The organism is Microbacterium caowuchunii (genome assembly GCF_008727755.1).
Taxonomy (GTDB): Bacteria; Actinomycetota; Actinomycetes; order Actinomycetales; family Microbacteriaceae; genus Microbacterium; species Microbacterium caowuchunii.
In genome coordinates this window covers 899495-926270 of the sequence record NZ_CP044231.1, presented here as the reverse complement: position 1 = coordinate 926270, position 26776 = coordinate 899495, and the positions used below count along the sequence as shown (strand labels likewise).

The following is a 26776-nucleotide window of genomic DNA, read 5'->3' as shown; positions in this document are numbered from 1 at the left end:
TCCGTAACTTCTTGAGCGGCGGCGACGTCGCCGCATCTGACCGAGGAGACCCCCGCCCCCATGGACATGACAGCCCTGCTCGCCTTTGCGGCGCTGGCGCTCACCCTCATCCTCGTGCCGGGCGCGGACTGGGCTTTCATCCTCGCCTCCGGCGCGCGCGACCGGGTGGTCGGGCCGGCGGTGGGCGGCATCATGGGCGGGTACGTGGTGCTCGGAGCGGCCGTCGTGCTGGGCATCGGACCGGTGGTCGCCGCCGTGCCGATGATGCTCACCGTGCTGACGTTCGCGGGCGCGGCGTACATGATCCATCTCGGCATCCGCACGTTCCGATCCGCCGCCTCGGCCGGAGCACTCACCGCGTCCGATGTGGTCGTGCCGTCGCCGCACGCGTATGTGGTGCGAGGGATGGGGGTGAGCGCGCTCAACCCCAAGGCACTGCTGTTGTTCCTGGCGCTGCTCCCCCAGTTCGCGCTGGCCCGTGCCCCGTGGCCGCTCACCGCGCAGCTCGCGGTGCTGTGTGCCGTGTACATCGTGATCTGCGGCACGGTCTATGTCGCGCTCGGGCTCGCCGCCCGGCAGCTGATCGGCACGCGTCCCCGGTTCACGGTGGTCATCACCCGCGTCGCGGGGGTGTCGATGGTCATCGTGGGACTGGTGCTGCTCGCCGAGCGGGTTGTCGAGTACGTCGCCTGAACGGCGGCGGTCGCAGGTCACAGGTCCGCGCTTGACCCTGTGCCGGGAACAGCGTGTCGACTGATCCCGCAGGGCGGAGGATCCATCCGCCGAGGCAGGAAGGCAGTCGAATGACGGATGAACGGACCGATGACACCGTCGCAGCGGTGGCGATCGGGCTCGAGATCGCTGAGCCGATCAGCGCGTACACCCTGGTGCTCCCCGATCGCCGGATCATAGGGCGGGTGGACTTCTTCACGCCGCCCGGTGCGGCCGGTGAGCGGATCATCTTCCACACCGAGGTGGACCCGGAGTTCGGCGGACGGGGCCTCTCCGGCCTCCTGCTCCGCCGGGCACTGGCGGACAGCATCCACGACGGCCTCACCGTTGTCCCGGTCTGCCCGCTGTTCGCCCGCCATCTCCGCAGCCACGGCGACGAGTACGTCGCGGAGGGCGGCGCCTACCGCATGCCGGGCCGGGACGACATCGCCCTGGTGGTGCGTCTCACCGCCGGTGACCGCCGATGAGATCGGCCGTCCCGGACTACCTGGACACGGCACTCGCCGACGTCGCGTCCGATGTCTCCGGGGCGCTCGCGGCGTACATCCCCGAGCTCGCCGCGGCGGATCCCACGCGTCTGGCGGCGGTGTTCGCCACCATTGACGGTCACCTCTACGCACGACGGCACCCTTTTCCATGGCGATTACTCGGGTGGCGAATTCCGCAAGCGGCTGCGGCGACTGCTCCACGAGAACGATGACGACACCGGTCTCGGCGATCCGGCGGAAGGCGGTAAGAACGTCGCGCACGAGCGACGGCTGCAGGCCCTGCGAAAACTCATCTACGAGGTCGCCTTCTCGCCCGCCAGGAGCGCGCGAGTCCGACCTGCTGCTTCTGTCCTCCAGAGAGGTCGCTGTCCATGCAAACTCGCGCCGACCTCGCCTTTCGCCCCTTCTCCCGCAGTACCGGCGCCTGCCGAGGAAGCTCCTGCGCCGCAGCCTGCTCGGCCAGCGCCGGTCGTCCCGCTCCCGCTGAGTCGGAGCCGGAGCCGGAGCCGGAGCCGGTCCAGCCTGCACCTGCACCCGAGGCGCTGGCTAAGCCCGCGCCCGCCCCGAGCCGGCAGCACCCGCAACTGCGTTCTACGAGAACTGCGCCGCCGTTCGCGCCGCTGGAGCTGCGCCTCTCTACGCGGGCCAGCCGGGATACAGCCGCAAGCTAGACCGGGACGGCGACGGAGTCGCGTGCGAATAACACGACGTGAACAGTTGCTACGCACGTGATCCATGAACGACCGCTTCTGAACCCGGGGACGCAAGCTTCTGCAGTTTCCGCGCGTGTGGCAGACTGACCGGGATCTCGCGGGGGCTGCGGGATCGGGCAAAGGAGACTCTCAGTGACGGCGATTTCGCTCTCTCCGTTCCAGCGCACGCTCACGGAACTCATCCGTGCACGTCACCCTGTTCTCCTGGTCGAGACGCAGGAGCCCGACCGTGTCCTTGATGCTGTCGAGGACCTCCTGGAGAAAGGCAGCATTCCCCGCGGTCGCGCTGTCCGGCAGTACACCCTGACGAATGGGCTGCACGCTCGCGATAGCGCGGGCGGACGCCGCGTTCTTCCCGAGGAGGCGCTTCTCGAAGCCATCAAAGCGACCGAACCGACCGTCTTCGTCTTCCTGGACCTGCACCACCAGCTCGGTGTCGGCGGCCGGCCCGCCGAACCGGGGCTTGTCCGGGCAATCCTCGACGTCGCGCAAGCGTTCAAGAGCGGCCCCGTCCCCCACACGCTCCTGATCGTCGCACCCGGCCTTGCTCTGCCGGTCGATCTGGAAAAGATCGTGACCGTCGTCGACCTTCCCCTGCCGGACGCGACGGAGATCGCGGGGGCACTGGAGTCGATTGTGTCCGCGAACCGCGACGCGATCCGTGACGAGCTGGAAGGTGACGACCGGATGCGCCTGATTCAGGCGGCCCAGGGCCTCACCCTGTGGGAGGCGGACAACGCGTTCGCTCGCGCAATCGTGACCGACCGGGTCCTGAACGCCGACGATATCGCTCTCATCCTCGAGGAGAAGCGTCAGACCATCCGCAAGTCCGGGCTACTCGAGTTCATCCCGCCTACTAGGAGCCTCGATGAAGTCGGCGGTCTGGACAACCTGAAGAGATGGCTGCTGAAGCGTGACGGGGCGTGGCTCCCGGAAGCCGCGGAGTGGTCTCTTCCCGCACCTAAGGGGCTGCTCATCACCGGCGTGCCGGGATGTGGAAAGAGCCTCACGGCGGCGTGCGTGTCCGCACAGTGGGGGCTCCCCCTCCTGCGTCTCGACGTCGGCCGCGTGTTCTCCGGCCTCGTTGGCTCGAGCGAGCAGAACATGCGCAACGCGCTCAAGCTCGCCGAAGCAGTTGCTCCGTCGATCCTGTGGATCGATGAGATTGAGAAGGGGTTCGGCTCCGTTGGGGGCGGCGGGGACTCCGGCACCAGCCAGCGCGTCTTCGGCACGTTCCTCACCTGGATGCAGGAGAAGAGGAGCCCGGTGTTCGTCATCGCCACCGCCAATAAAATCGACGCTCTTCCCCCCGAGTTCCTCCGCAAAGGCCGGTTCGACGAGATCTTCTTCGTCGACCTCCCCACACAACTCGAGCGCGAAGACATTTGGAAGCTCCACCTCGACCGCCGATTGTCCGGCGACTCCAAAGCGGGCGGCGGCTTCGACGCGTCACCAGACGCCTTGAAGAAGCTCTCCACGGTCAGCGAAGGGTTCTCGGGAGCAGAGATCGAGCAAGCCGTCATCGGCGCGTGCTTCGACGCGTTCGCGGAGCGCCGCCGCGTGACCATCGACGACTTGCTCCGCACCGTCGAGAACACCGTGCCACTGTCCGTGACGCAGGCGGAGCAGATTACCCGCATCCGAGAATGGGCCGAGAGCCGGGCCGTCGCCGCCACCTCGGCCGACTCGAGGGGCGCGTACGATCACTCCGCACCGACCGACCCTAACGACGTCTCGTCTTGGCGCGGCGGCCGCGCCATCGACTTCTAACCGCCCATGAGCATCGAAGTCCTCCTTATCCCCGCCGGCATCGCCGCATACTCCGCGATCCACTCCCTCGTGCGCGAAGCACGCTCGGAAGACCTCTGCGAGAAGTGCCGCGCCACCCGCGTCACCGAGGTGGACGTAGCGCACGACGCGCTCCTGGCCATGGGCGCCACCATCACTCACACCGGTAACGACCGCCTTCAAGCCACCAGCCAGTGGGGCACCCTGACGTTCCAGAAGGTCGGAAACGTGATCCTCGGACGCGTCGACGGTGCCGACGAAGCCACCACCCTCGGAATGCTCGCCGAGTTTGACAAAGCCGTCGGACGGGTCATGCAGGCACGCACCGCGCAGATCGTCGTCGAACGAGCACGCGCCCTCGGCTTCCGACTCATCGAACAACGAGAAGAAGACGGCTCCCTCAACTACGTCTTCGAGGAGGCATGATGCCACGACGACTAGAGGTATCCGTACGCCCCGACGGAACCATCACCGCTGAGGCAAGCGGCACACCCGGCCCCGACTGTCTCGACAGCCTCGACCAGCTGCGCTCCATGCTGAATGCCCAGGTCGCCGAATCCAAACCCACCCCCGAGTTCTCGGGCGCGACAACGATTACCCGCGCCACGGGCCACGAGGCAATCTACCGTCACGGAGAGAATCATGAGAACGCCTGAGGAACTCCTCTGCAGCCGCAAGTGGCGCCTCGCCCACAGCTGGTGGCTCCTCTTCGGGTTCTTCCCGTTTGCCATCCTCGCCTGGGTCGGATACCTAATCATCGGAATCAAGGCTCGCAACTGGAAGTGGCTGCTGATTTCAGGCACCCTTCTCGCGTGGATCGTCTTGTGGTTCGTTTGGGCCGGATCGTGGAGCGCCGTCGAGAAGTACGCCCCTCACCCGGACCCGGTCAGCAATGCGTGGTGGGGATGGCTGGGCGTCGCGGTATGGCTTGGAAACGCCTTTGCGCTGCAATGGTTCGTGAACCGGCAATGGCTCGTGTGGCGTGCTCATTACCGCAAGAAAGTCTGGTATCGAGACGCCACCGCGACGCAGATAGCACCTGCCCCGGCAGCTGGCTCAACGACTGCTCCGAGCATCATCGACAACGCCCTCGCCAGCGGCGCACCAGTGACGTCAGCACCCCGACCGCAACCCGCCGCACGCCCCGAACTGAACCATCCCTCGGCGACGCGCCCGGCTCCGAGCCTGCCCCCGCAGCCCAGCGGCTCGCCCACGAGCGGCGCGTCCACGGTGTTCGATTTGAACACAGCGAGCCGCAAAGAACTCGCCTCGCTCCCGGGAGTCAACGACGCTTGGGCGGATCACATTGTCGCCACGCGCGAACGAATCGGCGGCTTCAAAGACACCTCCGAGCTCGTCACCGCCGCCAGCATGCAGCCCCACTTTTTCGCACTCGTGCGAGAGCACCTCGAGATCCGAGCCGGTCGTCCTTCTGCGCCCACGCCGGAGGCCCCCTCCAGTGGGCGGCGCCTTGAGTTCTAACGCCTCACTCCGTGTCTCCCGTGTCCTTCACGACGTCACCGCCGAGGGACCGGCCCGCCGCTCAGCCATCTGGGTGCAAGGGTGCAGCATCCGCTGCCTCGGCTGCATCAATCCGAACCTCTTCAATCCCTCCGGGGGCCATCTCATATACCCGGAAGTAGTTATCCGCGACGCCCTCGCCAAGAACGTCGAAGGACTCACACTCCTCGGGGGCGAACCGTTCGATCAGGCCGCGCAATGCGCGGACCTCGCACGCCGCGCACACAAGGCAGGACTCGGCGTCATTTGCTTCACCGGCTACACCCATGAGACCCTTCAGAGCGACGATGCGCGAGCGCTGCTTAACGATGTCGACCTCCTCGTCGATGGGCCTTACCTGTCGGACGAACCTGAGTCGAACCGCTCCCTAGTCGGCTCAACGAACCAGAGATTTATCCATCTCACCCCTCGGTACGAAGACTTCGATCCGACGAAATCGAAGAATCGACTGGAACTGCGAGTGACCGCAGCCGGCACGGTGGAAGTGGCAGGCTTCTTGACCGAGCGTGACCTGACGCAATTCGGCACGGCGCTGGACACTCGTCGGGTCGCGCGCAAAGCCGCTCCCAGCTCAGCCCTGGGGGGCTCCGCTCGATAGCTATTCGATGGGTCGCAACGTTCGGTGCCAACTCACGCCCACAGCATCGAAGCAGCCGGCCGACCCAACGGTCAGCGCCGGGCGATGACCAACTTACTCCCTGCCCTGGGCACGCTCCCGTGCCGCGCAGGCCACGCCGCCCGGAGCGAGGTCGGGCGGCGTCCGTCACTGCGCGTCGGCCAGTTCGGTGCACTCCCAGTCTCCGGCCTCGTCCTCATACGCACCTGCGTCGGCGCTGCTCGACGCGGTGACCGCGGACTTCAGCAGACTGAACCGCCATCGCCCGTCCTCGGCGTTTGAAGCCCGTGCGAGATGCGCGGGCGTGAGTTGCGTTCAATCCCGGCTTCTTCGAGAACCCGCCCATTAGAGGTAGTACGTCGCCCTGAGCGAGTTTCGCAAGTCCGCCGCGTTGGCAGTCGAGCCGCTCTTAGTGGATGAGAGTGTCGAAGTAGCTTGGGCTGCAACCGTGCCAAGCGAGTAGCACGCCGCGCGCTCGCCAATCTTCAAGCGTGTATCGCTTTGCTCACTCGAAAGAGATACTCGCGCCACGCGTCCGGACCGCTCCACTGGGCGCTTAGAAGTTCGTCAGTGCGGATGGAACGAGGTCGCACCTGCACTCTCGCCCCCGCTTCGTGTGGCAACGTTTCGGGCCGCCAGCCGGACATCCAACCAAGAAGCGTCTCGAGCTCGTCGCCGCCCGAGATTGAGAGTCTGCCGATCGCAGAACGAACCTCCAGAAACTGGATCAGGTCTTCAGCAGACCGCATGCATCCCATCGACACGGCAAACGCCTGCAGCGGCATTGCGATGAAGGTTTCGGCGCCACTTTCGAGCATGGACTCCGGTCTCCACGTTTGACCCGTGTAGTCGTGGAGCGAAACGACCAGGCCAGACACGTGATCCCCATTCTTCGCGCGCTTGCGCCGTATCCACTTACCGTCCCGAATGCGAGTCACCCGACGCTCGACCTGCTTATTGGCCTTGAGCAGTTGCTCATAGCTGGCTGCTGCCGACTCAGCGGATCCCGTCGGAATGTAGGACTTCGCCTCGATGATGACATCCATGCCCTTTGCATGGAGGTGAAGGTCTACCTCGTCACCGTCAGAAGCGGTCAATGTGTCCGACACGAACGAGTCGCGGTACGCGTGTACGGACGGGGGAAGTAGCGACTCTGCAATGTAGTGACACGCGAACTCAAATGCGTCGCCCTGTGCCCCCGAACCCAGAACCCGCTGAATCGCCGACATCAAGACGGTTTCGAGCCCGAACACAAGCGCCGACGCATTACCGATGAACACTTCGGATCCAACTCGAAACAGTGGTTCGGTTTCGGGGCCGTTGCTTTCGATTAGCTCGGCGAAAGCGGTCGCTGGCCGCGGACGTGCCGTCATGGCGTCAAGCACCGTGGGATGCACAGGCGCCAGAACCGACTGGTCTGGCAGAGGCAACTTACTCCCGATCGCATCGGACAGCGCTCTGGTACGGCCACCGCCGAAGAGTTTCGCGCAATCACCACCCGCTAAGTCTGCCCAGACATCGATTGCCCGCGCGAAGAGTGCGCACACCCATCGAAATGACGTGCTCCCGAATTCCATCCGGGTGTGACGCGCCGCGGGAGCGATACCAAGAAGACTCGATTCTGAAGGGTGGGCGATCATCCGGATGAGAGACTCTGCGTACCACGTAGACGCGCCGCGCAGATAGGCGTCGAGTGAGCCGCAGTCACCGTCGTCGTCAGCACCGGCGACGCCTAGCACCCAAGTCATCCGCGCGTACGCCGGCCCTTTGGCAGCGAGCGCGCGTGTTCAAGCTGGAGAGCGGGGCGGCGAGAGGTCACACGCAGAAGACGTTGCATCTCCGCCTCGGACTCCGCACAAGCGTTTTGGCTTCGCACCTGAAGCTCGCCGAGTAGCTCCTCGTAGCGCGAAACCTCTGACGCGGACTGGCCGTCGAGCTGTAGTTGACCGAGCACTTCGATGAACTCACTGAAAGTTTCGCGTGTGGAACTAGACGCAGATTCGGTCAGGCGTCGCAGCTCGCGATTTCGCCCTCGAACCTCGCCCGTTGAGTCTGGTCACAGCGGCACCTCCGTAACATCTCGCTCTAAGCCGTGTCGCACCCATACTGCGCAATCGGCCTGCGAGACGGGGCTGAGCCTGAAAGTCACGATCTGCCTATGCCGTCCGACGACAGTGGAGTCGCCAGACGCGCCCCTCTCGGCCCAAACGATTGCTGGCGCCGCGACGAACATCTGGACACCCTGGGCAATGTTGGCCGCTGGCTCCACGACCTGCTATCTGCGCGGCGTGGTGGGGGATGGCGTGCGCTGGTTGCGCCATCTTGACGGGTGCCGATGGCTGTCATGGCCAACACCTTAGGCGAGAGCTCGACCTGCGTTTCGACGCGTCCCGAGCGTCAAAGCGCCTCGAAGTACCTTCGAATGGTTGCTGCCATCAGTCGCCGCCGCTCATGTAGGAATCCCTCGTAGTCGGCCGCTGTCACGGATCCGATGTTCTCGGGGATGGCGTTTTCGCTTAGGTTGAGCAAGAGGGCGTCTCGGTCAACAATCTCGCCAAGGCGGAGCACACCGGTCTCGATCTGCTCGTTGACATCCGCCATGTACATCGTCGGCGGACGCTTCCCGATGCTGATGTTGATCGACGTCTCGGTCAGAGCAAAATTGGCAACCTGGTTGTAGTCCCCTCGGTCTGCGAAGCCGTTTTCCTGCAGGTAGGCCTTCGGGACGATGTGATGGATATCACCTGACTGCTGGTGCATCGCTGCGACCGTGATGCTTCTTGACAGAAATCCTCGAGAGTGACTCGCGACCTGAGCGGCGAGGAATGTCTGAAAGTAAGGACTTGCGGTGCTGGTGGTCTCTAGCGCACTCGGAAGTGCCACGTCCCAGAAGCCGTCGGTGAGTTCCGACTCCTCGATCTGTTGCAGATAGGCGGCGGCTCCGACGGAGGCGATGCGACGCATGTCCTGCTCCCACGTCGACTCGAAGCTCCCGGAGTGGCGGCTCGTGAGCATCGACATCACGAACCAACGACGGACGATGCGCTTGCGCTCACCCTCCGCCATCTCTCCGTCAGCGCGTAGGCGCAGGTAAAGCGCGTACGCGAAGTTGAGTGCGTTTCTCGAACCGATCATGCCGGCGTTGATGAAGCCGGCCGACTTCACGATCATGAGGAAGTTCTCGAAGTGGTACTTCTTCACGATTTCGAGCAGTGCGGACTCCAACCGGTCATATGCGAGCGGGATCCGGGACTCATCGACTTTCCGCGTCTCAGGGTCGCGACCGGAGAGTTCACTGACGATGGATGATGCTTTCCCGCGGCTGAACCCAACCAGTCCAGCGACGCGAATGATGTCGCTATAGCCAGGGTCGTAGAGGTCTTCCGCCTCGTGTTGCAGCCAAGCGATCCGTTGCAAATACGAGCTGTTGGCGAACTCCGAGTCGTTTTGCTCGATGTCCGCGTACGCATGCGGGGCGATGGCAAGGTGGCAGAAGTAGTCGATGAGCTTCCTGAGGTTCCGCCCCCGGTCGCCGTATGTGGCGATCTTGCTCATTGCGAAGTCTGCGCTGCTGAGCGGCACTCCCTTGGAGTTGATCCGGATGAAGATCTCCGAGACCGTCTCTACATCGAGATCATCATTCAGAGAGATGATGCCGATTTGCGCGTTCTTGATCGCTTCGAGTCGCGCGATGTTCGCTTCGACCACAGCTGCATCCGCGGCGGGATTGGCCTCGAAGTACGATTTGACGAAGCCGTAGCTAGAGCTTGCGTTAAACAGTTCGCTGATGTCAGAAATCCACTCGGGGTTCTTCCTGATGACCGGAGTAAGGGTCGCAAAGTCCTCTGTCGCGGGATTGAAAGCAATCTTGATACGAACCTGCTTGTATCGCTTGTCGATGACCGGTAGCCCCGCCACCGCGGCGCGCAGTGCGGTGATGCGCTGCTGGCCGTCGATGAGGATCTGCTGGTGTGCGGCGACGTGCCCACCCTTCAGATGAGCCCCGACCGACTGCCACGTAATGAGATACCCGACGGGGTACCCCTTGTATAGCGAATCCATCAGATCTCGCACCTTGACGCTGTCCCATACGAATGGCCGCTGCAGCTCCGGAATCGCGATTTGCTCTCGCTTGACGTCTTCGAGCAGTTGCGTCACCGCGGATTGAGTCACTTTGTACTTCGCCATCGGTCCTCTTTCTATGCCGTTACGAGCTGCATTAGCTCGCTGAAGTCAGTAACGACGTCGTAGGTAACGTCCTGGCCGCTCCTGGCGCTGAGCGCAGCGAAGAACTTGCGTGCGCACTCGATCTTGGCGTTCTCGACGCCCTTCAGCTGAAGAGTGGACAGCGAACCCTTGGTCTCGGCCACGAAGTAGACGTGCTTGATCTTCGTGTCGTCGTCGCGGAACGCGATCGCCCAGTCGGGGTTGTAGTCGCCAACTGGCGTGGGGATGAAGAAGCCGCGGGGTAGTTTCGAGTAGACGACGACCTCGTCGCTGACGTCGAGCTTCTCGACGAACGAGCGCTCGACTTTCGAGTCAGTGACGACGTACTCGTAGACGCTCTTCTTCAGCTTGTCGCCCGCTCTGGACAGGTCCTGGGCGGTCTGGTTCTCTGTGAAGATCGACGAGTCGTAGCGGTTGTCGAGCGGGTCGTAACTGAGATGCTCGACGATGGCGGTTGCCTTCTGCTCGTTGATGAGCCGGGCGGCCTCGGTGATGAACTGCTCGGGATTCTGCTTGAACTTCGCGAACGTACCCGGGTGGATAGCGGTGAGGATCGCCGCGCAGGTGCGGCGGGTGAGCTGCGTCTTCTCCGCGATCTCTCCCAATAGGTCGTACTTCACGGTTGAACCTGCTGACACGGCCGAATGCTCGACCTTCGTCTCGAAGACTGTGAAGCCTGTGCCGGCCTCCAGCCGTTCCACTTCGAGGCCGATGACTTGGTTGCCGCTCTCGACGAGGTACTGCATGACGGTGACGTTGAGCGAGGTGTCGAGTACGCGGATACAGTTGTCGATTAGCTCTTTGGAGTCGAACTCGACGTGGTAGACGGCCTTGCGGTTGATGCGTCCCCAGAGCTCCTGGAACTCGCGCTTGTTGAAGTTTGCCTCGTGGAGCGGGATCCTCTTCGGCTTGCGCCCATCGGTCGGCTTCGGCACGTCGAGGTAGAGGGCGTCGACGACTGGCCATACGAAGTCGATGATCGGCTTCAATGCCTCCGAGGTCGGGACGGCGAGGGTCCCCTCGGCGCGCGCATCCTTGTACGCCTGCGTAACCAGGCCCGACTCGTCGATGTAGTCGTTCTTGATTAGGTGGAAGTAGAGAGCCTGAGCGACATTTTTCTCGAGTGCGCTTGTGGATCCGTCACCCAGGGTGATCGGCTTGCCGACGAAGTAGTCGACGCTCGCCTCGCGTGGCCGCGCCGACAGCGATTCGATGATCTCCTTCTGGAGCGCGGTCACGAAGTCGGTGTAGGACTCGTCGGTGACTACGGTGAGTTCGTTGATGTCGTGGACGGTGACGGGGTTGTCCATTCGCTCGCCGTGCTGGTCGACCGAGAGTCGCAGACCACGGCCGATCTCTTGCCGGCGCGTCGTGGTGTTGTCGCTCTTCTTGAGCATGCCCATCACGAAGACGTTCGGGTTGTCCCAGCCCTCGCGGAGCGCGGAATGTGACCAGATGAATCGGACCGGCTCCTCGAACGAGAGCAGCCTCTCTTTGTCCTTCAGGATCAGGTCGTAGGCGTCGACGTCGTCCGACTGACCTGCGAAGTCGCCACGGGCTGCGATCTTGCCGTCGACAAACTGCTTGGTCTTCTTGTCGATCGAGAAGTACCCCTCGTGGGTCGAGCGCACCGGTATCGCCTGGACGTGGTCACGGTATCGCTCGGCCGCTTCGTCCAGGTCGAGTTCGCTGAGGCAGTCGGCGAGAACAGCCTCGTACTCTTCCTCGAACACTCGGGCGTACTCGCCGAGGGTGTCTTCGCGCTCATAGTCGCGGTACTTGGCGACCTCGTCGATGAAGAACAGCGAGAGCGTCTTGACCCCCTGCGCGAACAGCTCGCGTTCCTTGGCGAGGTGGGCGCGGATAACCTCGCGGATCTGGATGCGCCGCTTCTGGTCCTCGGCGACGTCCTCGGTGACCTCGCCGGCGCCGATGATGTCCCCGTTGCTCAACTCGATGATGTCGCGGGTGGCATCAACCTCCCGGATGAAGAGGCCCTTGTACGCCTCAATCCCGCCGGAGATGTCGTGCAGGTTCATCCCCTGGCTGAGACGCTTCACCTGTCGCTTGATGCCTTGCGCGGTCTGCACCTCCAGCTCGACTCGCGCCTTCGGGAAATCCGCTCCCTTGCCAATCTCGAGGCCGTCCACGTACAAGTACGCACTGCTGCCAGCCAGGTACTTGACGGTGATGCCGCGCACCGCGATTCTCTTCACCAGCTTCTGGTTGTAGGCATCGATAGCGTCGAGGCGGTGCACCTTGGTGCGCTCGATCCTATGGGTCGCAGAGTATCGCAGCGCGAAGAGGGCATTAAACGAAGCAAGGGCTTCCAGCGACTTTGACGGCTTCCTCGCGTCGCCCTCGATCTTCTGAGGCTCGTCGATAATGAGGATTGGGCGGTTCGCCGCGATCACGTCGATCGGTTTCCGCGACTGGAAGTCGTCGAGCACTTCGTAGATGCGTCGAGCGTCCTTGCCGGTCGCGTTGAACGCTTGGACGTTGATGATCATCACTTGCACGCCCGCGTCGGACGAGAAGCGTTCGATCTCATGCAATCGCGACGAGTTGTAGATGAACGTGCGAGGTTTCGTGCCGTAGAGCTGCTGGAAGTGATCAGCGGTGACGTCGAAGGACTTTTTCACACCCTCACGGATCGCAATCGACGGCACGACGACGATGTACTTGGACCACCCATAGCGCTTGTGAAGCTCCATGATCGTCTTGATGTAGACGTATGTCTTTCCGGTGCCAGTCTCCATCTCGATGTCGAGATTGATCGGAGCCGCAGACTTCTTCGCCGGATCCTTTAGATCTTTTGAGAGCGTCAGCCCGCGCGCCTGTTGCACCGAGTGGACATTGGCGAGGAGTTGCGGTGGTGTGAGCGCGATTTCTGCGTTGCGCAGACCAGCGTCCTCCAGGAGGGTCGTCGAGGTGTCACGGCCGGGATCGATGCGGTACCTCACGCCGTCGGCATAAGGCTGTCCTGCGAACACATTGACGACCGCATCGACGGCTTCGGTCTGGTACTGCTGGACCTTGAACTGAAGCTTCATCGGGTCAGATCGCCCTTACCTCGGTCTCGGGCGAAACCTCGCGGAAGATCTGCTCAGCGTTGATCCGAGCCGCGTCCGTAGCGAATCCCGCGTCTAAGAACACCGCGCGGAGCGGATGCCGGGCCGCGATTGACCTAACGACTGCGTCAGTTATGTCTGGGGAAAAGCACGCAATCATCGCGTCATCGGACACTGACAGCACGCGCCGATCTCCGACTTCCTCCACCTCGATCGGCTCAGCGAGGTCGAGTCCCCAATCGAGTAGAACCTGGAAGAGCAAGTCCTCATCAGTGCGTCCCGACTTCACACTTTCGACGGCGTCGGACAGCGCGATCTGCACAAGATCATCCGGCGTCGCGGACGTGTCGGCCATGTTGGTCGTGTCGATCCTGAACGTTCGAAAGCCGAGATCGCCTTCGGTGTCAGCGTCGATCGCCTTCCCGACGCGACGAAGACGGTCTATCGCGATGTCCGAGATCGTCGCGTATCCGTTGGATGCAGCAACGCTCCGTTCAGGCACGGGCTCAGCCACCTGCACGAGCACGAATCGACGTTGGCTTCCGGTAGCCGAATTCAAGTCGAGCACGGCGTGACCTGTCGAAGCGGAACCCGCAAAAAAGTCCATGATGGTATCGCTCGGCCCCGTTAGGTACTCGATGATCCGGCGCAGGTCCTTCCAGTTCTTCGGGTTGTCGAAGACCTTGCCACCCATGAGAGCTTCGAAGTCAACTGCGGCAGTCTGTGCGTAGCTGTAGTGGACGGAACCCATGACCAGCCCTTCGCTCTCGAAGAGATACCGGATTGGCCGCGGCATCGTTGTCTCATCGACGCCGAAGACGATGTGTCCGTCTGCCACCAACTCATCAAACCGAGCCCTGCTCGGGTACCTCCACCCTCCGGGAGGCATTTTGCATGCCTTGCCCGTCGTCGGATGAAGGACCTCGTACTTCGGGCCGCCGCCCCCGGGCCAGGCGATATCACCGTCGTCTCGGAAGGGTCCGCGATCGCTGACCTTTGAGAAGCGGCCCAGCTTGCGGCGCTCGTCGTCCTTCGGAAAAGCCGAGGTCCACTTCCGCCACTCCGCTTGGATCGCGTCCCAGTCGTCGTCGAGTCGAGCCCGCGCGCCCATGATGAATTCGCGGGCCTCAGAGATACCGGCCTGCGGCTCGCGCAGCCGCGTGCCGCGCTCGGTGAGAATTGCCTTATCGCGCGCATACACAAGCATGTACTCGTGGCCGACCGAGAAGAAGCGGGCGTCGTTCTTTCGGTTGCGGTCCCAGACGAGGACCGCGAGCTTGTTCGATGCACCCATCACCTCATCAAGGAGGAGCTCCATCGCGGCGACTTCTGCGTCGTCAATGCTGACCGCGATGTAGCCGTCGGGAGTGAGGAGGTTCCGTGCGAGCTTCAGCCGCGGGTAGACCATGTCGAGCCAGTCCGAGTGGAACCGCCCGTTTGTCTCTGTGTTCGACCGAAGTCGATCGCCGGCGTCGTTGACTTGGCCCGACCGTATGAGGTGCTCGTCCACGCCCTCGGAGTAGTCATCCGGGTAAACGAAATCGTCATTGCCGGTGTTGTAGGGCGGGTCGATGTAGATCAGCTTTACCTTGCCCAGGTACGACTCCTGGAGCAGCTTGAGCGCTTCGAGGTTGTCGCCTTCGATGAAGAGGTTCTTCGCGGTGTCGAAGTCGACCGACTGCTCGCGCACCGGGCGCAGGGTCTTGGCGATGGGAGCGTTGGCGGCGAACGCGGCGGCGCGCTTACCTGGCCAGTCGAGCTGGTAGCGCTCCTGGGGACCCTCGACGATATGGTCGGAGAGCTCCTGGCGCAGAAGATCGAAATCGATCGCGCGAGTCGGCTCCCCGTCGGAATCGAGTGATTCTGTGACGACAGCCGGGAAGAGCTCTGCAATCTTGTCGATGTTGACTCGGGTGAGATCAGGTGAAGTCATTCGCAGTCGCTCCATGGATTACCTCGTCTGGTCCAATTCGGTTTGTTTGGCTCTCAGTTCGCGACGCAGCTCGACTTTGCGATTGAGTTGCGGTTCGGACCGGAGCTTGCGTTCCAGGGCGCTGATCTCGCGCTCGAGCCGGCGCACGGCATCCAACCGTTCGCCGGTGACGGCTGGACTCTCCCCGGGCCGATGCACGAGCGGCGTGAGTGGGCCAATGAGCGCTGAGTACAGCGCCGTCATCGTGATCGCAGTCGGTAGTGAGGTGCGCGGTGTGTCGCTTCGCATCCAGCCCGTCGAGAAGTAGGCATTCGGTTTGGGTGCAGGCGAGCCGGCCGGCTTGTGTGCTGCAGTCATCCTCACGCTGCCGCCATGGGCATCGTCGCGGTGAACCTCGAAGATCACCGGATTCGGTATCGCCTTGTCGATCGATGCAAGTATTTGGACACTGATGTCGTTTGCCTTGGCGTCCAACTGAATGACCTCGATCTCCGGCACTTCTGACGAGCCTGGGAGGTTGATGGTCTCCGCAGCGAGCTTGTAGGCCCAGCTGATGCGGTTCACTTCGGCGACGAACTTCTCGCGCAGCGCGGCGGTCGATGCTGTGCGTTCGTAGAACCGCTCCTTGGCGACGCGTGCACCAAATCGTGCACCAGCCGGCCACTGGTAAAGGATGTCGGTCACGAAGTGCCTTCTGGATCGACGACGGCGATGAACGCGATCAGTTCGAAGTCGTCGAGCCCCGCGATCTGCTGGGTGAGGGCGGTGGTGTGCCCACCGCTGAACAGGCTGTCGACGTCGCGTTCTTCGGTGACGTCGATCATCGAGTGGATGGCATCCGTCAGCAGCGCGGAGTATTTGCTCATGTCGGCGCCCTCGTGGGTACCTTCGTTGAAGACACGAGTGACGTCGGCGACAGGCTTGTCGTGAGGCCGGGAGCCGGCGCGAACGAGGTCTAGGAGGCGCTTCGCTTCGGTGTGGTCAGCGATGACCTTTCCCTCGTCATCGACGTAGACGAGGTAGTGCGGGTGGAGCCGGTTGCCCCGGTTCACGGCAGGATCAGCGTTGACGTTCTTGAGCGCGAAGATCACACCCGGCATAAGGCCTATGGCAGGGTCTGCGGGGATCACGGCGTGCAAGCCGCGCGGGGCGGTAGCGATGTCGCCGTACTCGTTCATGTACGCGAGCAAATCCATGCGGAAGTCGTTGAGACCCAGATCCGTGATTGAGACCCCGGCTCGAACGTCCTCGAGTTCGATGTTCTCGTTCTGCAGCTTGCACAGCTGCTCCTTGCGGAATGCGGCATCCGAATCCTCCGGGTTGAGGACGTTGTCATCGGCTGAACCGGCGAGGTCGGCGATGACCATCCGGTTCTCGACCCGCTCCTTCAGGTTGATGTACTCGTCGAGCGAGATGTCGGGCCAGAAGTTGACGAGCTGGATGACCTCGTTCGTCGATCCGATACGGTCAATACGCCCGAACCGCTGAATGATCCGCACCGGGTTCCAGTGGATGTCGTAGTTGATGAGGTAGTCGCAGTCCTGCAGGTTCTGGCCCTCGCTGATGACATCGGTGCCGATCAGCACATCGATGTCGCGGGTCTCCTTGGGCATCGTGAGGTGCCGCTGCTTGGATCGTGGCGAGAACATCGACATGATCTGCTGAAAGTCGAAGCCAGTGCCGATCGTGGACTTCGCGCCGTGGCTGCCGCCGGTGATCACGGCGCATTGCAGACCAGCCTGCTGGAGCGCCGGTGCGAGCTCGCGGTAGAGGTAGTTGGCGGTGTCGGCGAAGGCGGAGAAGATCAGCACCTTGCGGTTACCGGGGTTGAGTGGATGCTCTGCTTTCTGCTGGACGAGGTGCCGCAGCTTGCGCAGCTTGAGGTCGTGGTCCGGAGTCACATTGCGCATTTCGTCCAGGAGTTCACGCAATGTCTCGCGGTCGTTCCAGAGGTCGCGCTGCCACGATTCGACGTCGATGTCGTCGATGTCGATGCAGATCTTCTCCCCGAACGTAAGTGCCTCGACGTTGGCGTCGTCCTCGTCGTCGAGGTCGAAGTCGAGATCGTCCATTTCGCGCATCTCCGGGAGGGAGCCCGCGTGGTTGCTGAGTCGCGTGAGCGTGCTATCGACCGCAGACTCGATCTTCGCCAGCGTCAAGCGGAAGGCCTCGACCGAGCTCTCGAGACGCTTGAGCAGGTTGACGGTCATCAGCTTCTTCAGGCCCTCTTCGCGACCTTGCTGGCCGAGATTCGAGCGGGCGCTGCCAGTCGTGACGTTGTAGAGATCCTCGTACTTGCTGATGCGGCTCGGGAACACGTAGGCGAGTGGAGTGTAAACGCCCAGCGTCAGCATTTGCAGCTGCTCGAAGATCTCGTTGAACGAGGGGACGTCCACAAGGTCGGTGAGGGGCTCGCGGACGGACGCCGGCGGCAGGCGTCGCGGGAAGGCGCCGATCTCGCTCATGTCGTAGAACGCTTGGATGTGCTTACGTGACCGTGCGATGGTGACCGCGTCGAGCAGCTCGAAGAAGTCGAAGTCGAGCATCTGAAGGATGCGGTCCGCGGTGCGCTCTTGAGTGGGGAGCTTCGACCACTCGTTGAATACCGTCTGGGCATCACGGAACACCCGCTCGACGGATGTCGAGAGCGTGAGCTTGGCGGCGAGGGTGTCGCTCTCGCCCTCGTACGCCAGCTGCAGCTGATTCTTGAGGTCGTTGAATCGGTTGTTGACCGGCGTCGCCGAGAGCATCAGCACCTTAGTCTTCACGCCTTCTCGGATGACCTGCCGCATGAGGCGCTGGTAGCGCGATTCCTTCTCTTCGGCGTAGTCGGCGTTGCGGAAGGTATGCGACTCGTCGATGACGACGAGGTCGTAGTTGCCCCAGTTGATGCGATCCAACCGGAGGCCGAGCGACTCGCCCCGCGTGCGGGAGAGGTCGGTGTGCGCGAGGACGTCGTAGTTGAATCGGTCGCTCGCGAAGATGTTCGTCGTGAGGTTCGCGTTGTAATTTGTCCAGTTCTCCGCGAGCTTCTTCGGCGCAAGAACCAAGACGGACTTGTTGCGGAGCTCGTAGTACTTGATCACTGCCAGGGCGGTGAATGTCTTGCCGAGACCGACGCTGTCGGCCAGGATGCAGCCGTTGTAGGTTTCGAGTTTGTTGATGATGCCTGTCGCGGCATCCCGCTGGAAGTTGTACAGACTCTGCCAAACCTTGGTGTCCTGATATCCCGTGCGGTCGTTCGGGAGCACGTCCTCACTGATGTCGTCGAGGAATTCGGCGAAGAGGTTGTAGAGGATGAGGAAGTAGACGCGCGCCGGCGAGTTCTCGGCGTACACGCTCGCGATGTGGTCATAAACCGCTTGCGTGACATCGTTCAGCTGGCCGGGGCTTGCCCAGATCTGATCGAAGAGGTTGAGAAAGCTGCTCGCCTCAGGCGTACCTTCGAACTTCGTGACCATGTTGGAGACCGCATTGCCGCGCTCGTACCCGAGGTCGGCGGTGGTGAACCCCTGCAGCGGCATGTACGCGGCTCCGTCGTCGACGACGGCGAACTGCTGCATCTGATGGCCGCTGGCATTCGATCTGAACGTGACCTTCTCGCGTACCCAGGCGGCGCACTCGCGGGCGATCGCGCGCTGCGTCAGCTTGTTGCGGAGGCGGATCTCGAACTCGGACCCGTAGAGCGATGACTCTGCCTGCGGGATGAAGAACTCGCGACGGTCCTTGCGCAGCTTGTCCGTGGCCTGACCGTTGCTGAATGACGGCGACGTAAAGATGAACTCGAGTTCCTCGATGTGCTCGAGTTCCTTCCGCAACGCCTCGAAAGCGAAGATCGAGAAGGTCGAAGCGGCGATGCGCACCTTCGAACCGCGGCTGATCTCGCCCTTGAGGTCATCGCCGAGCAAGTCCGAAATGTTGTCGATGATCCGCATGTCTACGCGGCGCGTCCGGGACGGTTGCCGTCTACGCGCGCGTCCACTCCGGGGCGCCCGAGCAACTCCGGATGCTGGGCTCTGCGGGCGACTATCCCGCTCGCAGCGGTCCGCGCGCGGTCGGCTTCCGTCCCGACACCATGCCACTTAGCGATGTCGTCCATGGCGAGCCTAGGCTCAGACATTCACACCCCCATGCGAAATTGAGCCCGATCTATACGGGTCTGGATCGAGAGTAGCGGGTCGCGTCAACCGACCGTCGGAGCCAAGGCGGTTGAAACACACTTCGCACTTCCTGCGATGTGGTGGCGTTCTGAACAACTGCAGCGCCCCTCCCAAATACACGGTGCCCCTGGAGGGATTCGAACCCCCGACCCGCTCCTTAGGACGGAGTGGCTCTTCCACTGAGCTACAGAGGCTGGCCGTCCGATTCTATCGGCACTGGTCAGTTGCGGGCACGCAGCACTGACGGTTCGAACACCCCGGCCATCCCTCACCACCGCAACCGCTCCAGCGACCCGGCCGGTCAGTTCGCGGAGATGTGACCGGCGTTCTCGGCAACGAGGGGGCTACGTCAGACTTGAGGGATGGTCACCGTCACCGCCGTTCACGGCGACATCACCGAGCAGGCGGTCGACGCCATCGTCAACGCCGCCAATCGCCATATGCGGGGTGGAGGTGGAGTGGACGGCGCCATCCATCGCGCAGGGGGACGCGCCATCCTCGATGAGTGCATCGCGCGCTTCCCTGATGGACTGCGCACCGGCGACGCCGGCTGGACCACCGCCGGGAAGCTGCCGGCGCGATGGGTGATCCACGCCGTGGGGCCGAACCACCAGGCGGGCGAACAGGATCGCTCGCTGCTTGAGTCCTGCTACCGGCGAGCGTTGGCGATCGCAGACGAGCTCGGCGCGCGCAGCATGGCCTTTCCGCTCATCAGCGCCGGCGTCTACGGGTGGCCGCTGGACGACGCGCTCGACGTGGCGCTCGAGACGATCGCGCACACACTGACTCGAGTCGAGGATGTGCGGCTCGTATCGTTCAACGAATCGACGCACCGGCGGGTACGCGCGCAGGTCCTGAGGCACTTCCCCCCACCGACCGACCCCAGATCGGTCGGGCAGCTCCTCGACCGAGCGCCCTATCAGTGGGGTTTTCGCGGCGATGCGTATCTCTGGAGGGCGATGCGGGCGGAGTTCGCCTCCGTTCCACTTCCGGCGGACGCTTGGGCGCTCGAGGAGCTGATCCGCACGGCTTTCGAGAGCATCACCGGACGGGCGCTGACGGACGAAGACGAGCCATTTCATGTGCCCGAGTTCGATCCCGGACACGGCATGTCCGCAGGCGGGATCACCCCCTCTTGGTGGGCGTCGACGGCTATCCCCATCCTCATCGACCGATTCGAGGCGACGCTGCCAGTTGAGCCCGGAGATGACGGCCTGAGCGTGGCGGCCGCTGGGCCGGACCGATCCGCAATCTGACACGCTCAAGGGCTTCAGCCCGATCTCTCACGCAGATCCGCGAGCCTGCCGCACTGTATCGACCGCATCCGGCGCACCGGCTAGGGGACGCGGAGCTTAAGCCATGACCTCAGACGTCACCCGAACACGCGCCGCCAGACGTTCGTGTCGGCGAGATCGAGGATCTCGTCGCCGCGTCCGGAGAGCACCGAGCGCAGCGCCCACAGGGTGAAGCCCTTCGCCTGTTCCGCCGTGATGCTCGGCGGGATCGACAGCTCGTTCCCCGCGACGACCACATCCACCAGCACCGGGCCGGGCTCGGCGAGCGCGCGGCGCAGCGCCGGCTCGAGGTCGTCGGGATGCTCCACCCGGATGCCGGTGATGCCCACCGCCTCGGCGACCTGCGCGAAGTCCGGATTGACGAGGTCGGTGCCGAAGTTCACGATGCCGGCCGCGACCATCTCCACCTCGATGAACCCCAGCGAGGAGTTGTTGAAGACCACGATCTTCACCGGCAGGTCGTTCTGCCTGATCGAGAGGAGGTCGCCCATCAGCATCGACAGGCCGCCATCCCCGGAGAGCGCGATCACCTGACGGTCACGGTCGACCACCTGCGCGCCGAGCGCCTGCGGCATGGCGTTCGCCATCGACCCGTGCGTGAACGAGCCGATCAGGCGCCGCTCCTTGGTCATCTGCAGGTAGCGGGCCGCCCAGATCACCGGGCTGCCGACATCCACTGTGAAGACGGCATCCTTGTCGGCGAGCTCGTCCAGGAGCCGCGCCACGTACTGCGGATGGATGGGGGTCTTGCCGTCGTTGTTCGCGAGCCCGTCGAGGTCGCGCCGGGTCTTCTTGTAGTGCTGCACGCTGTCGCGCAGGTGCCGGCCGTCGCGGTCGCCGTGGAGGAGTGGAAGGAGCGCCTCGGCGGTGGCCCCCACCTCCCCCACCATCCCCATGTCGATGGGCGTGCGCCGGCCCAGCTGCTCGCCCCGGATGTCGACCTGGATGATCGTGGCCTTGTCCGGGTAGAACTGCCGATACGGGAAGTCCGACCCGAGGATCAGCAGGGCGTCGCACTTCGCGATCGCCCGGTAACCGGACGCGAAACCGAGGAGCCCCGTCATCCCCACGTCGTACGGGTTGTCGTACTCGATGTGCTCCTTGCCGCGGAAGGCGTGCACGATCGGCGCCTGCAGCTTCTCGGCGAGCGCCAGCACCTCGGCGTGCGCCCCGGCGACCCCCGCACCGGCGAGGATCGTGATCTTCTTCGCCCCGTCCAGCATGGTGGCGGCACGGGCGAGCTCCCCGAGCGAGGGGACGATGACCGGGCGGCTGGCGCGGATGGGGGCGGACGGGCGCCGATCGGGAGCATCCGCGAAGAAGATGTCACCCGGCACGACGACGACCGCAACGCCGCGCTTCTCCACCGCGGTCCGCATCGCGATCTCCAGCACCCACGGCAGCTGCGCCGGATCCGCCACCAGCTCGCTGTAGACGCTGCACTCGCGGAACAGGTCCTGCGGGTGCGTCTCCTGGAAGTAGCCGCTGCCGATCTCGGCCGACGGGATGTGCGAGGCGATCGCGAGCACCGGCACTCGTGAGCGCTGCGCGTCGAAGAGACCGTTGATGAAGTGCAGGTTGCCGGGTCCGGAGCTTCCCGCGATCACCGCGAGTTCGCCGGTCACCTCCGCCTCGGCGGCCGCGGCGAACGCCGCCGCTTCCTCGTGCCTCATGTGCAGCCAGCGGATGCCGCCATCCCGGCGGATCGCATCCGTGAACGCGTTCAGGGAGTCACCGGCCAGACCCCAGATCCGGCTGACGCCGGCGGCGCGGAGCGTGTGGACGAACAGATCTGCAACGTTCTCGGCCATGCGGCCACGCTATCCCCGGGGCCGCACCCGTGGCCAGGGCTTGGATGCCGCGTCAGAGCGCCGCTATTGTCGCGCCTTTCCGGGGAGCGGTGGGTGGGAGCGGCTGGCGCGGCGGCGGCGCGCGGGAGCGGGCGGCGTGACCTGCTGCGGCAAATCGGCCACACTGAGGAACGGGCCAATCTCGGAGCGCTGGATCTGGCGCCCACGAGAACGCACGAAATCCGCGGGAGCGGCTGGAGACTTCAGCCACCTCATAGCGATTGGACCGGCGTATTACCAGGCCAACTCTGAGAAAATAGGGAGTACCACCCGAGTTCAAGGAAGTGACCCATGCTTACTCTCGTCATCCTCAGTGCCTTCACCGTCGCCGCCGTGGCGGGAACCGTCCGGCTGCTCGTCACGGACGGCTACAGCCCGCAGCCCGTCCGCGTCGCGTACGACACCCGGCACCCGGTGAACTGACCTCGGCCGCACGTGTGAGTTCCCTCACAATCGCCGACTGAGGTTGAACCCGCCACCGATTCTCGGAATCGTGGCCGGTCCGCAGTCACCGATGGAAGGGAGAGCCTCATGCTCACACTCACCGAAACTGCTGCTTCGGCGGTCAAGACGATCTCGTCCCAGATCCCCACGGAGGGCGGCGGACTCCGCATCCGCGACACCGGTCCGGAGACCGGGTTCGAACTCGCCCTCGCCCCGTCGCCGGAACAGGGCGACGCCATCGTCGAGACGGACGGCGCCCGCGTGTTCGTCGACGCCGCAGCCAGCGCGGCGCTCGACGACCGCATCCTCGACGCGGAGATGGACCCGGACGGGTCGGTCCGCTTCGCCCTCGGCGTGCGCGGCTGACCGCATCCGTACCTCGAAGGCCCGGAGACCTCGCGCTCCGGGCCTTCGTCGTGCGCGGTGGTTCTCTCCCCCGCGAGACTGCATCCACGCCACGAGACGGATGTAACCAGCCGCAGTCTCGTGCTGGCTATGCAGTCTCGCGGGAAAAGGGGGCGGGGGTCAGCGGAAGTCGCGGGAGCGGTGCTGCACCCCCACGCGCATGTCCTCGAAACCGTCGGCGACGAGGTTGGTCACCCCCTCGGTGGAACGCTCCAGCATCCCCCGCACGATCAGCGCCGGGGCGTCGCGCACCAGCCGCCGATGCCGGTTCCACACCCCCACCGAGCAGATCACGTTGACGAGACCGTGCTCGTCCTCGAGGTTGATGAACGTGATCCCGGATGCGGTGGCCGGCCGCTGCCGGTGCGTCACGAGCCCCGCGACTTCCACCCGCCGGCCCGGTTCGTGGGTACGGAGCTCCCGGGAGGTGAGCACCCCCCGGGCGTCCAGCGCGGACCGGTAGTGCGTCAGCGGGTGGTCGTCGGTGGAGATCCCCGTCGCCCACAGGTCCGAGGCCAGCACCTCGTAGCTCGACGGATCGGGAAACAACGGCGGCTGCACGGCGACGAAGGAGTGGGGCAGGAACACCGGCCGGTTCTCCGCCGCCGACCCGGCCAGCCACATCGCCTCACGGCGACTGAGCCCGAAGCAGTCGAACGCCCCGGCCGTCGCGAGCGCCTCCAGCTGCGCGACGTTCAGGTCGACGCGGCGCACGAGGTCCGGCATGTCCCGGAACGGCCCGGCCTGCTTCCGGGCCGCGACGATGCGGGTCGCGAGCGGCACCCCGATCCCCTTCACCGCGGCGAGCCCCAGCCGCACCGCGAAGGCCCCGTCGCGCCGGTGCGCCTCCGACTCGTCCGGCGCCGCCGGGTCGAACTCCCCCACCGGCGGCTGCTCCCCGCGGCACGCGTCGCGGCCGGTCGGAGCGGTGAACTCCCCCCGCGCCTCCAGCGTCGCCTCGACACCGGAGCGCTGCAGGTCCGGACGCCGCACGTCCACCCCGTGCCGCCGCGCGTCCGAGACAAGGGTCGCGGGCGAGTAGAACCCCATCGGCTGCGCGCGCAGGAGCCCGGCGAGGAACGCCGCGGGATAGTGCAGCTTCAGCCAGGAGCTCGCGTACACGAGCAGCCCGAACGAGAGGGAGTGCGACTCGGCGAACCCGAAGTTCGCGAACGCCTGGATCTTCCGGTAGATCGCGTCCGCGTCCTCCCCCACCAGGCCGTGCCGGGTCATCCCGGCGTACAGCTTCTCGCGCAACGAGTCGATGCGCTCGAGCCCTCGCTTGGAGCCCATCGCCCGGCGCATGAGGTCCGCATCCTCGCCGGTGAGGTCCCCCACCACCATCGCCATCTGCATGAGCTGCTCCTGGAAGACCGGGATCCCCAGCGTCCGCTCCAGCACCGGCTTCAGATCCGGATGCGGATACGTCACCTTCTCCTGACCGAGCTTGCGCCGTACGAACGGATGCACCGCACCGCCCTGGATCGGCCCCGGACGCACGAGCGCGATCTCGATCACGAGGTCGTAGAAGCACCGCGGTCGCAGCCGCGGCAGCAGCCCCATCTGCGCGCGCGACTCCACCTGGAACACCCCGATCGAATCGGCCCGGCAGAGCATGTCGTAGACGGCCGCCTCGTCCTTCGGCAGCGACCGGAGCTCCCACTCCTCCCCGGTCCCGGCGCGGATGAGATCGAAGCAGTACTGCAGGGCGGACAGCATCCCGAGTCCCAGCAGATCGAACTTCACGAGTCCCATCCAGGCCGCGTCGTCCTTGTCCCACTGGATGACGGTGCGGCCGGGCATGCGGGCGTGCTCGATGGGGGCGACCTCGCCGACCGGACGCTCGGTGAGCACCATCCCGCCGGAGTGGATGCCGAGGTGCCGCGGGGCCTTCAGCAGTTCGGTCGCGTAGGCGATGACCTGATCCGGGATGTCGTGATCCGGGGCGCTCTCCAGAGAGGCGCCCCAGCGCTCCACCTGCTTCGACCAGGCGTCCTGCTGCCCCGGCGAATACCCGAGGGCGCGGGCCATGTCGCGCACCGCGTTCTTCGGCCGGTACTGGATGACGTTCGCGACCTGCGCGGCGCGCTCGCGCCCGTAGGTGGAGTACACCCACTGGATGATCTCCTCGCGCCGGTCGGAGTCGAAGTCGACGTCGATGTCCGGCTCCTCGTCGCGCAGGCTCGAGAGGAACCGCTCGAAGGGCAGGTTGTAGTAGATCGCGTCGACCGCGGTGATGTCGAGCAGGAAGCAGACGGCACTGTTGGCCGCCGATCCCCGCCCCTGGCACAGGATGCCGCGACGCCGGGCCTCCTGCACGATGCCGTGCACGATCAGGAAGTACCCCGGGAAGTCCTTCATCTCGATCACCTCGAGCTCCCGCTCGATGCGGCGACGCTGGCCGTCGGTGAGGTTCGGGTAGGCGCGGGGCACCGCATCCCAGACCAGGCGGCGCAGCCACGACATCGGCGTGTGCCCCTCGGGCACCGGGAGCTTCGGCAGCGCCGGGGAAGCCTTCCGCAGCGAGAACGCCAGTTCGTCGGCGAGGGTCACCGTCCACGCCACCGCCCCGGGGTACCGGGCGAACCGGGCCGCCATCTCCGCCCCCGAGCGCAGGAACGCCCCGCCGTGCGCGGGCAGCCAGCCGTCGAGCTCGTCCATGCTGCGGTTCGCCCGCACCGCGGCGATCGCGGCGGCGAGCAGCCGCCGGTCGGGCACCGCGTAGTGCACGTTGCCGGTGGCGAGCAGCGGCAGCCCCCGCTCGGCGGCCAGGGCGGCCAGGATGTCGTTCGTGCGGGTGTCCCGGGGGTCCCCGTGGTCGATCAGCTCCACGTGCACGGCGTCGCGGCCGAAGAGCTCCACGAGCAGGTCGAGCTCCTCCGCCGCGGCGGCGGGCCCGCCGGCGGCGAGCGCCTGCCGCACACCGCCCTTGCGGCATCCGGTGAGCACCGCCCACTGGGGGTCACGCGGGCCACCGGACTGCTCCGCGAGCTCGGCCAGGTCGTAGACCGGCCGTCCCTTCTCGGCGCCGCGCAGCTGCGCCCGAGTGAGCGCGCCGGCGAGCCGGTGGTAGCCCTCCTGCTGCCGGGCGAGCACCACCAGGTGCCGGCCGACCGGGTCCGGCCGCCCCTTCTGCGGGGCGGGGAGCTCCAGCGACAGCTCGGCACCGAAGACGGTCTGCACCGCGCGCTGCTCGGCCGCCTCGGCGAACCGGACGATCCCGTAGAAACCGTCGTGGTCGGTGACGGCGAGGGCGTGCAGTCCCAGCCGTTCCGCCTCCTCCACGAGCTCCTCGGGAGACGAGGCGCCGTCGAGGAACGAGTACGACGAGTGCGCGTGCAGCTCGGCGTAGGGCACGATCTGCTCGGGCCGCTCGATCGGCGGCGGCACGTACGGCCCGCGCTTGTGCGACCATGCCGGACTGTCGCCGCCGTCCGCGCCGGGCGGGCCGGGTGCCGGGCGGCGCACGTCACTGAGGGTGCGTTCGAGCTGCGACCACGGTACGGCCGGGTTGTGCCATCCCATCAGCGTCC

General features: G+C 64.8%; 17 protein-coding genes, 1 tRNA gene and 2 pseudogenes. 11 read left to right on the top strand and 9 right to left on the bottom strand.

The features are described 5' to 3' along the window. Positions 1 to 60: 60 nt before the first annotated feature. The 8 genes and pseudogenes from F6J84_RS04355 to F6J84_RS04315 all read left to right on the top strand — a co-directional run bounded on the left by F6J84_RS04355 (position 61) and on the right by F6J84_RS04315 (position 5840). Entirely contained in the window at positions 61 to 693 is a 633-nt protein-coding gene (locus tag F6J84_RS04355; protein ID WP_150971681.1) for a LysE family translocator, read from the top strand. A 110-nt stretch (positions 694 to 803) separates the two neighbouring features. Then, positions 804 to 1199, top strand: coding sequence for an N-acetyltransferase (locus F6J84_RS04350; protein ID WP_150971679.1), 396 nt, complete (start codon positions 804 to 806; stop codon positions 1197 to 1199). 664 nt (positions 1200 to 1863) lie between these two features. Beyond that, a pseudogene (locus F6J84_RS15765) lies at positions 1864 to 1923 on the top strand (excalibur calcium-binding domain-containing protein); the annotation flags it as partial. A gap of 142 nt (positions 1924 to 2065) precedes the next feature. Then, positions 2066 to 3703, top strand: a complete 1638-nt coding sequence (locus tag F6J84_RS04335) for an AAA family ATPase (protein ID WP_150971677.1) — start codon at positions 2066 to 2068, stop codon at positions 3701 to 3703. 6 nt (positions 3704 to 3709) lie between these two features. Further along, positions 3710 to 4147 (top strand): hypothetical protein, encoded by a 438-nt coding sequence (locus F6J84_RS04330; protein ID WP_150971675.1) that lies wholly within the window; start codon positions 3710 to 3712, stop codon positions 4145 to 4147. After that, on the top strand, positions 4144 to 4377 hold the full coding sequence (locus F6J84_RS15805; RefSeq protein WP_150971673.1) for a DUF2997 domain-containing protein: 234 nt from the start codon (positions 4144 to 4146) through the stop codon (positions 4375 to 4377). The genes F6J84_RS04330 and F6J84_RS15805 overlap by 4 nt, the downstream gene beginning before the upstream one ends. After that, complete coding sequence (locus tag F6J84_RS04320) at positions 4364 to 5203, top strand: helix-hairpin-helix domain-containing protein (RefSeq protein WP_191905749.1); 840 nt, start codon at positions 4364 to 4366, stop codon at positions 5201 to 5203. Before F6J84_RS15805 ends, F6J84_RS04320 begins: the two co-directional genes overlap by 14 nt. Then, entirely contained in the window at positions 5193 to 5840 is a 648-nt protein-coding gene (locus tag F6J84_RS04315; protein ID WP_150971669.1) for a 4Fe-4S single cluster domain-containing protein, read from the top strand. The genes F6J84_RS04320 and F6J84_RS04315 overlap by 11 nt, the downstream gene beginning before the upstream one ends. A gap of 503 nt (positions 5841 to 6343) precedes the next feature. Here F6J84_RS04315 and F6J84_RS04310 read toward each other — a convergent pair. From F6J84_RS04310 to F6J84_RS04280, 7 genes are all read right to left on the bottom strand, one after another. Further along, complete coding sequence (locus F6J84_RS04310) at positions 6344 to 7606, bottom strand: hypothetical protein (RefSeq protein ID WP_150971667.1); 1263 nt, start codon at positions 7604 to 7606, stop codon at positions 6344 to 6346. A 649-nt stretch (positions 7607 to 8255) separates the two neighbouring features. Next, positions 8256 to 10046 (bottom strand): GmrSD restriction endonuclease domain-containing protein, encoded by a 1791-nt coding sequence (locus F6J84_RS04305; protein WP_150971665.1) that lies wholly within the window; start codon positions 10044 to 10046, stop codon positions 8256 to 8258. A gap of 11 nt (positions 10047 to 10057) precedes the next feature. Next, a complete protein-coding gene (locus F6J84_RS04300; protein ID WP_150971663.1) occupies positions 10058 to 13138 on the bottom strand; it encodes a type III restriction-modification system endonuclease in 3081 nt (1026 codons plus the stop codon). A 4-nt stretch (positions 13139 to 13142) separates the two neighbouring features. Beyond that, a complete protein-coding gene (locus F6J84_RS04295; RefSeq protein WP_238702596.1) occupies positions 13143 to 15089 on the bottom strand; it encodes a site-specific DNA-methyltransferase in 1947 nt (648 codons plus the stop codon). A gap of 18 nt (positions 15090 to 15107) precedes the next feature. Continuing rightward, complete coding sequence (locus F6J84_RS04290; RefSeq protein WP_150971659.1) at positions 15108 to 15773, bottom strand: DUF4391 domain-containing protein; 666 nt, start codon at positions 15771 to 15773, stop codon at positions 15108 to 15110. Next, complete coding sequence (locus F6J84_RS04285; protein ID WP_238702595.1) at positions 15770 to 18997, bottom strand: helicase-related protein; 3228 nt, start codon at positions 18995 to 18997, stop codon at positions 15770 to 15772. Before F6J84_RS04285 ends, F6J84_RS04290 begins: the two co-directional genes overlap by 4 nt. Before the next feature lie 374 nt (positions 18998 to 19371). Further along, positions 19372 to 19443, bottom strand: a tRNA-Arg gene (locus tag F6J84_RS04280). A gap of 168 nt (positions 19444 to 19611) precedes the next feature. Here F6J84_RS04280 and F6J84_RS15800 point away from each other — a divergent pair. Next, a pseudogene (locus tag F6J84_RS15800) lies at positions 19612 to 20073 on the top strand (O-acetyl-ADP-ribose deacetylase); the annotation flags it as partial. 548 nt (positions 20074 to 20621) lie between these two features. Here F6J84_RS15800 and poxB read toward each other — a convergent pair. Then, a complete protein-coding gene (gene poxB, locus F6J84_RS04270; RefSeq protein WP_150971653.1) occupies positions 20622 to 22355 on the bottom strand; it encodes a ubiquinone-dependent pyruvate dehydrogenase in 1734 nt (577 codons plus the stop codon). 330 nt (positions 22356 to 22685) lie between these two features. On the opposite strand from poxB, the gene F6J84_RS15755 reads away from it, so the two are divergent. After that, positions 22686 to 22817 (top strand): hypothetical protein, encoded by a 132-nt coding sequence (locus tag F6J84_RS15755; RefSeq protein WP_275094024.1) that lies wholly within the window; start codon positions 22686 to 22688, stop codon positions 22815 to 22817. A gap of 108 nt (positions 22818 to 22925) precedes the next feature. Then, positions 22926 to 23204, top strand: coding sequence for a Fe-S cluster assembly protein HesB (locus tag F6J84_RS04265; RefSeq protein ID WP_150971651.1), 279 nt, complete (start codon positions 22926 to 22928; stop codon positions 23202 to 23204). Between the two features lie 159 nt (positions 23205 to 23363). Here F6J84_RS04265 and F6J84_RS04260 read toward each other — a convergent pair whose 3' ends face one another. Continuing rightward, on the bottom strand, positions 23364 to 26768 hold the full coding sequence (locus F6J84_RS04260) for an error-prone DNA polymerase (protein ID WP_150971649.1): 3405 nt from the start codon (positions 26766 to 26768) through the stop codon (positions 23364 to 23366). Positions 26769 to 26776 lie beyond the last annotated feature (8 nt).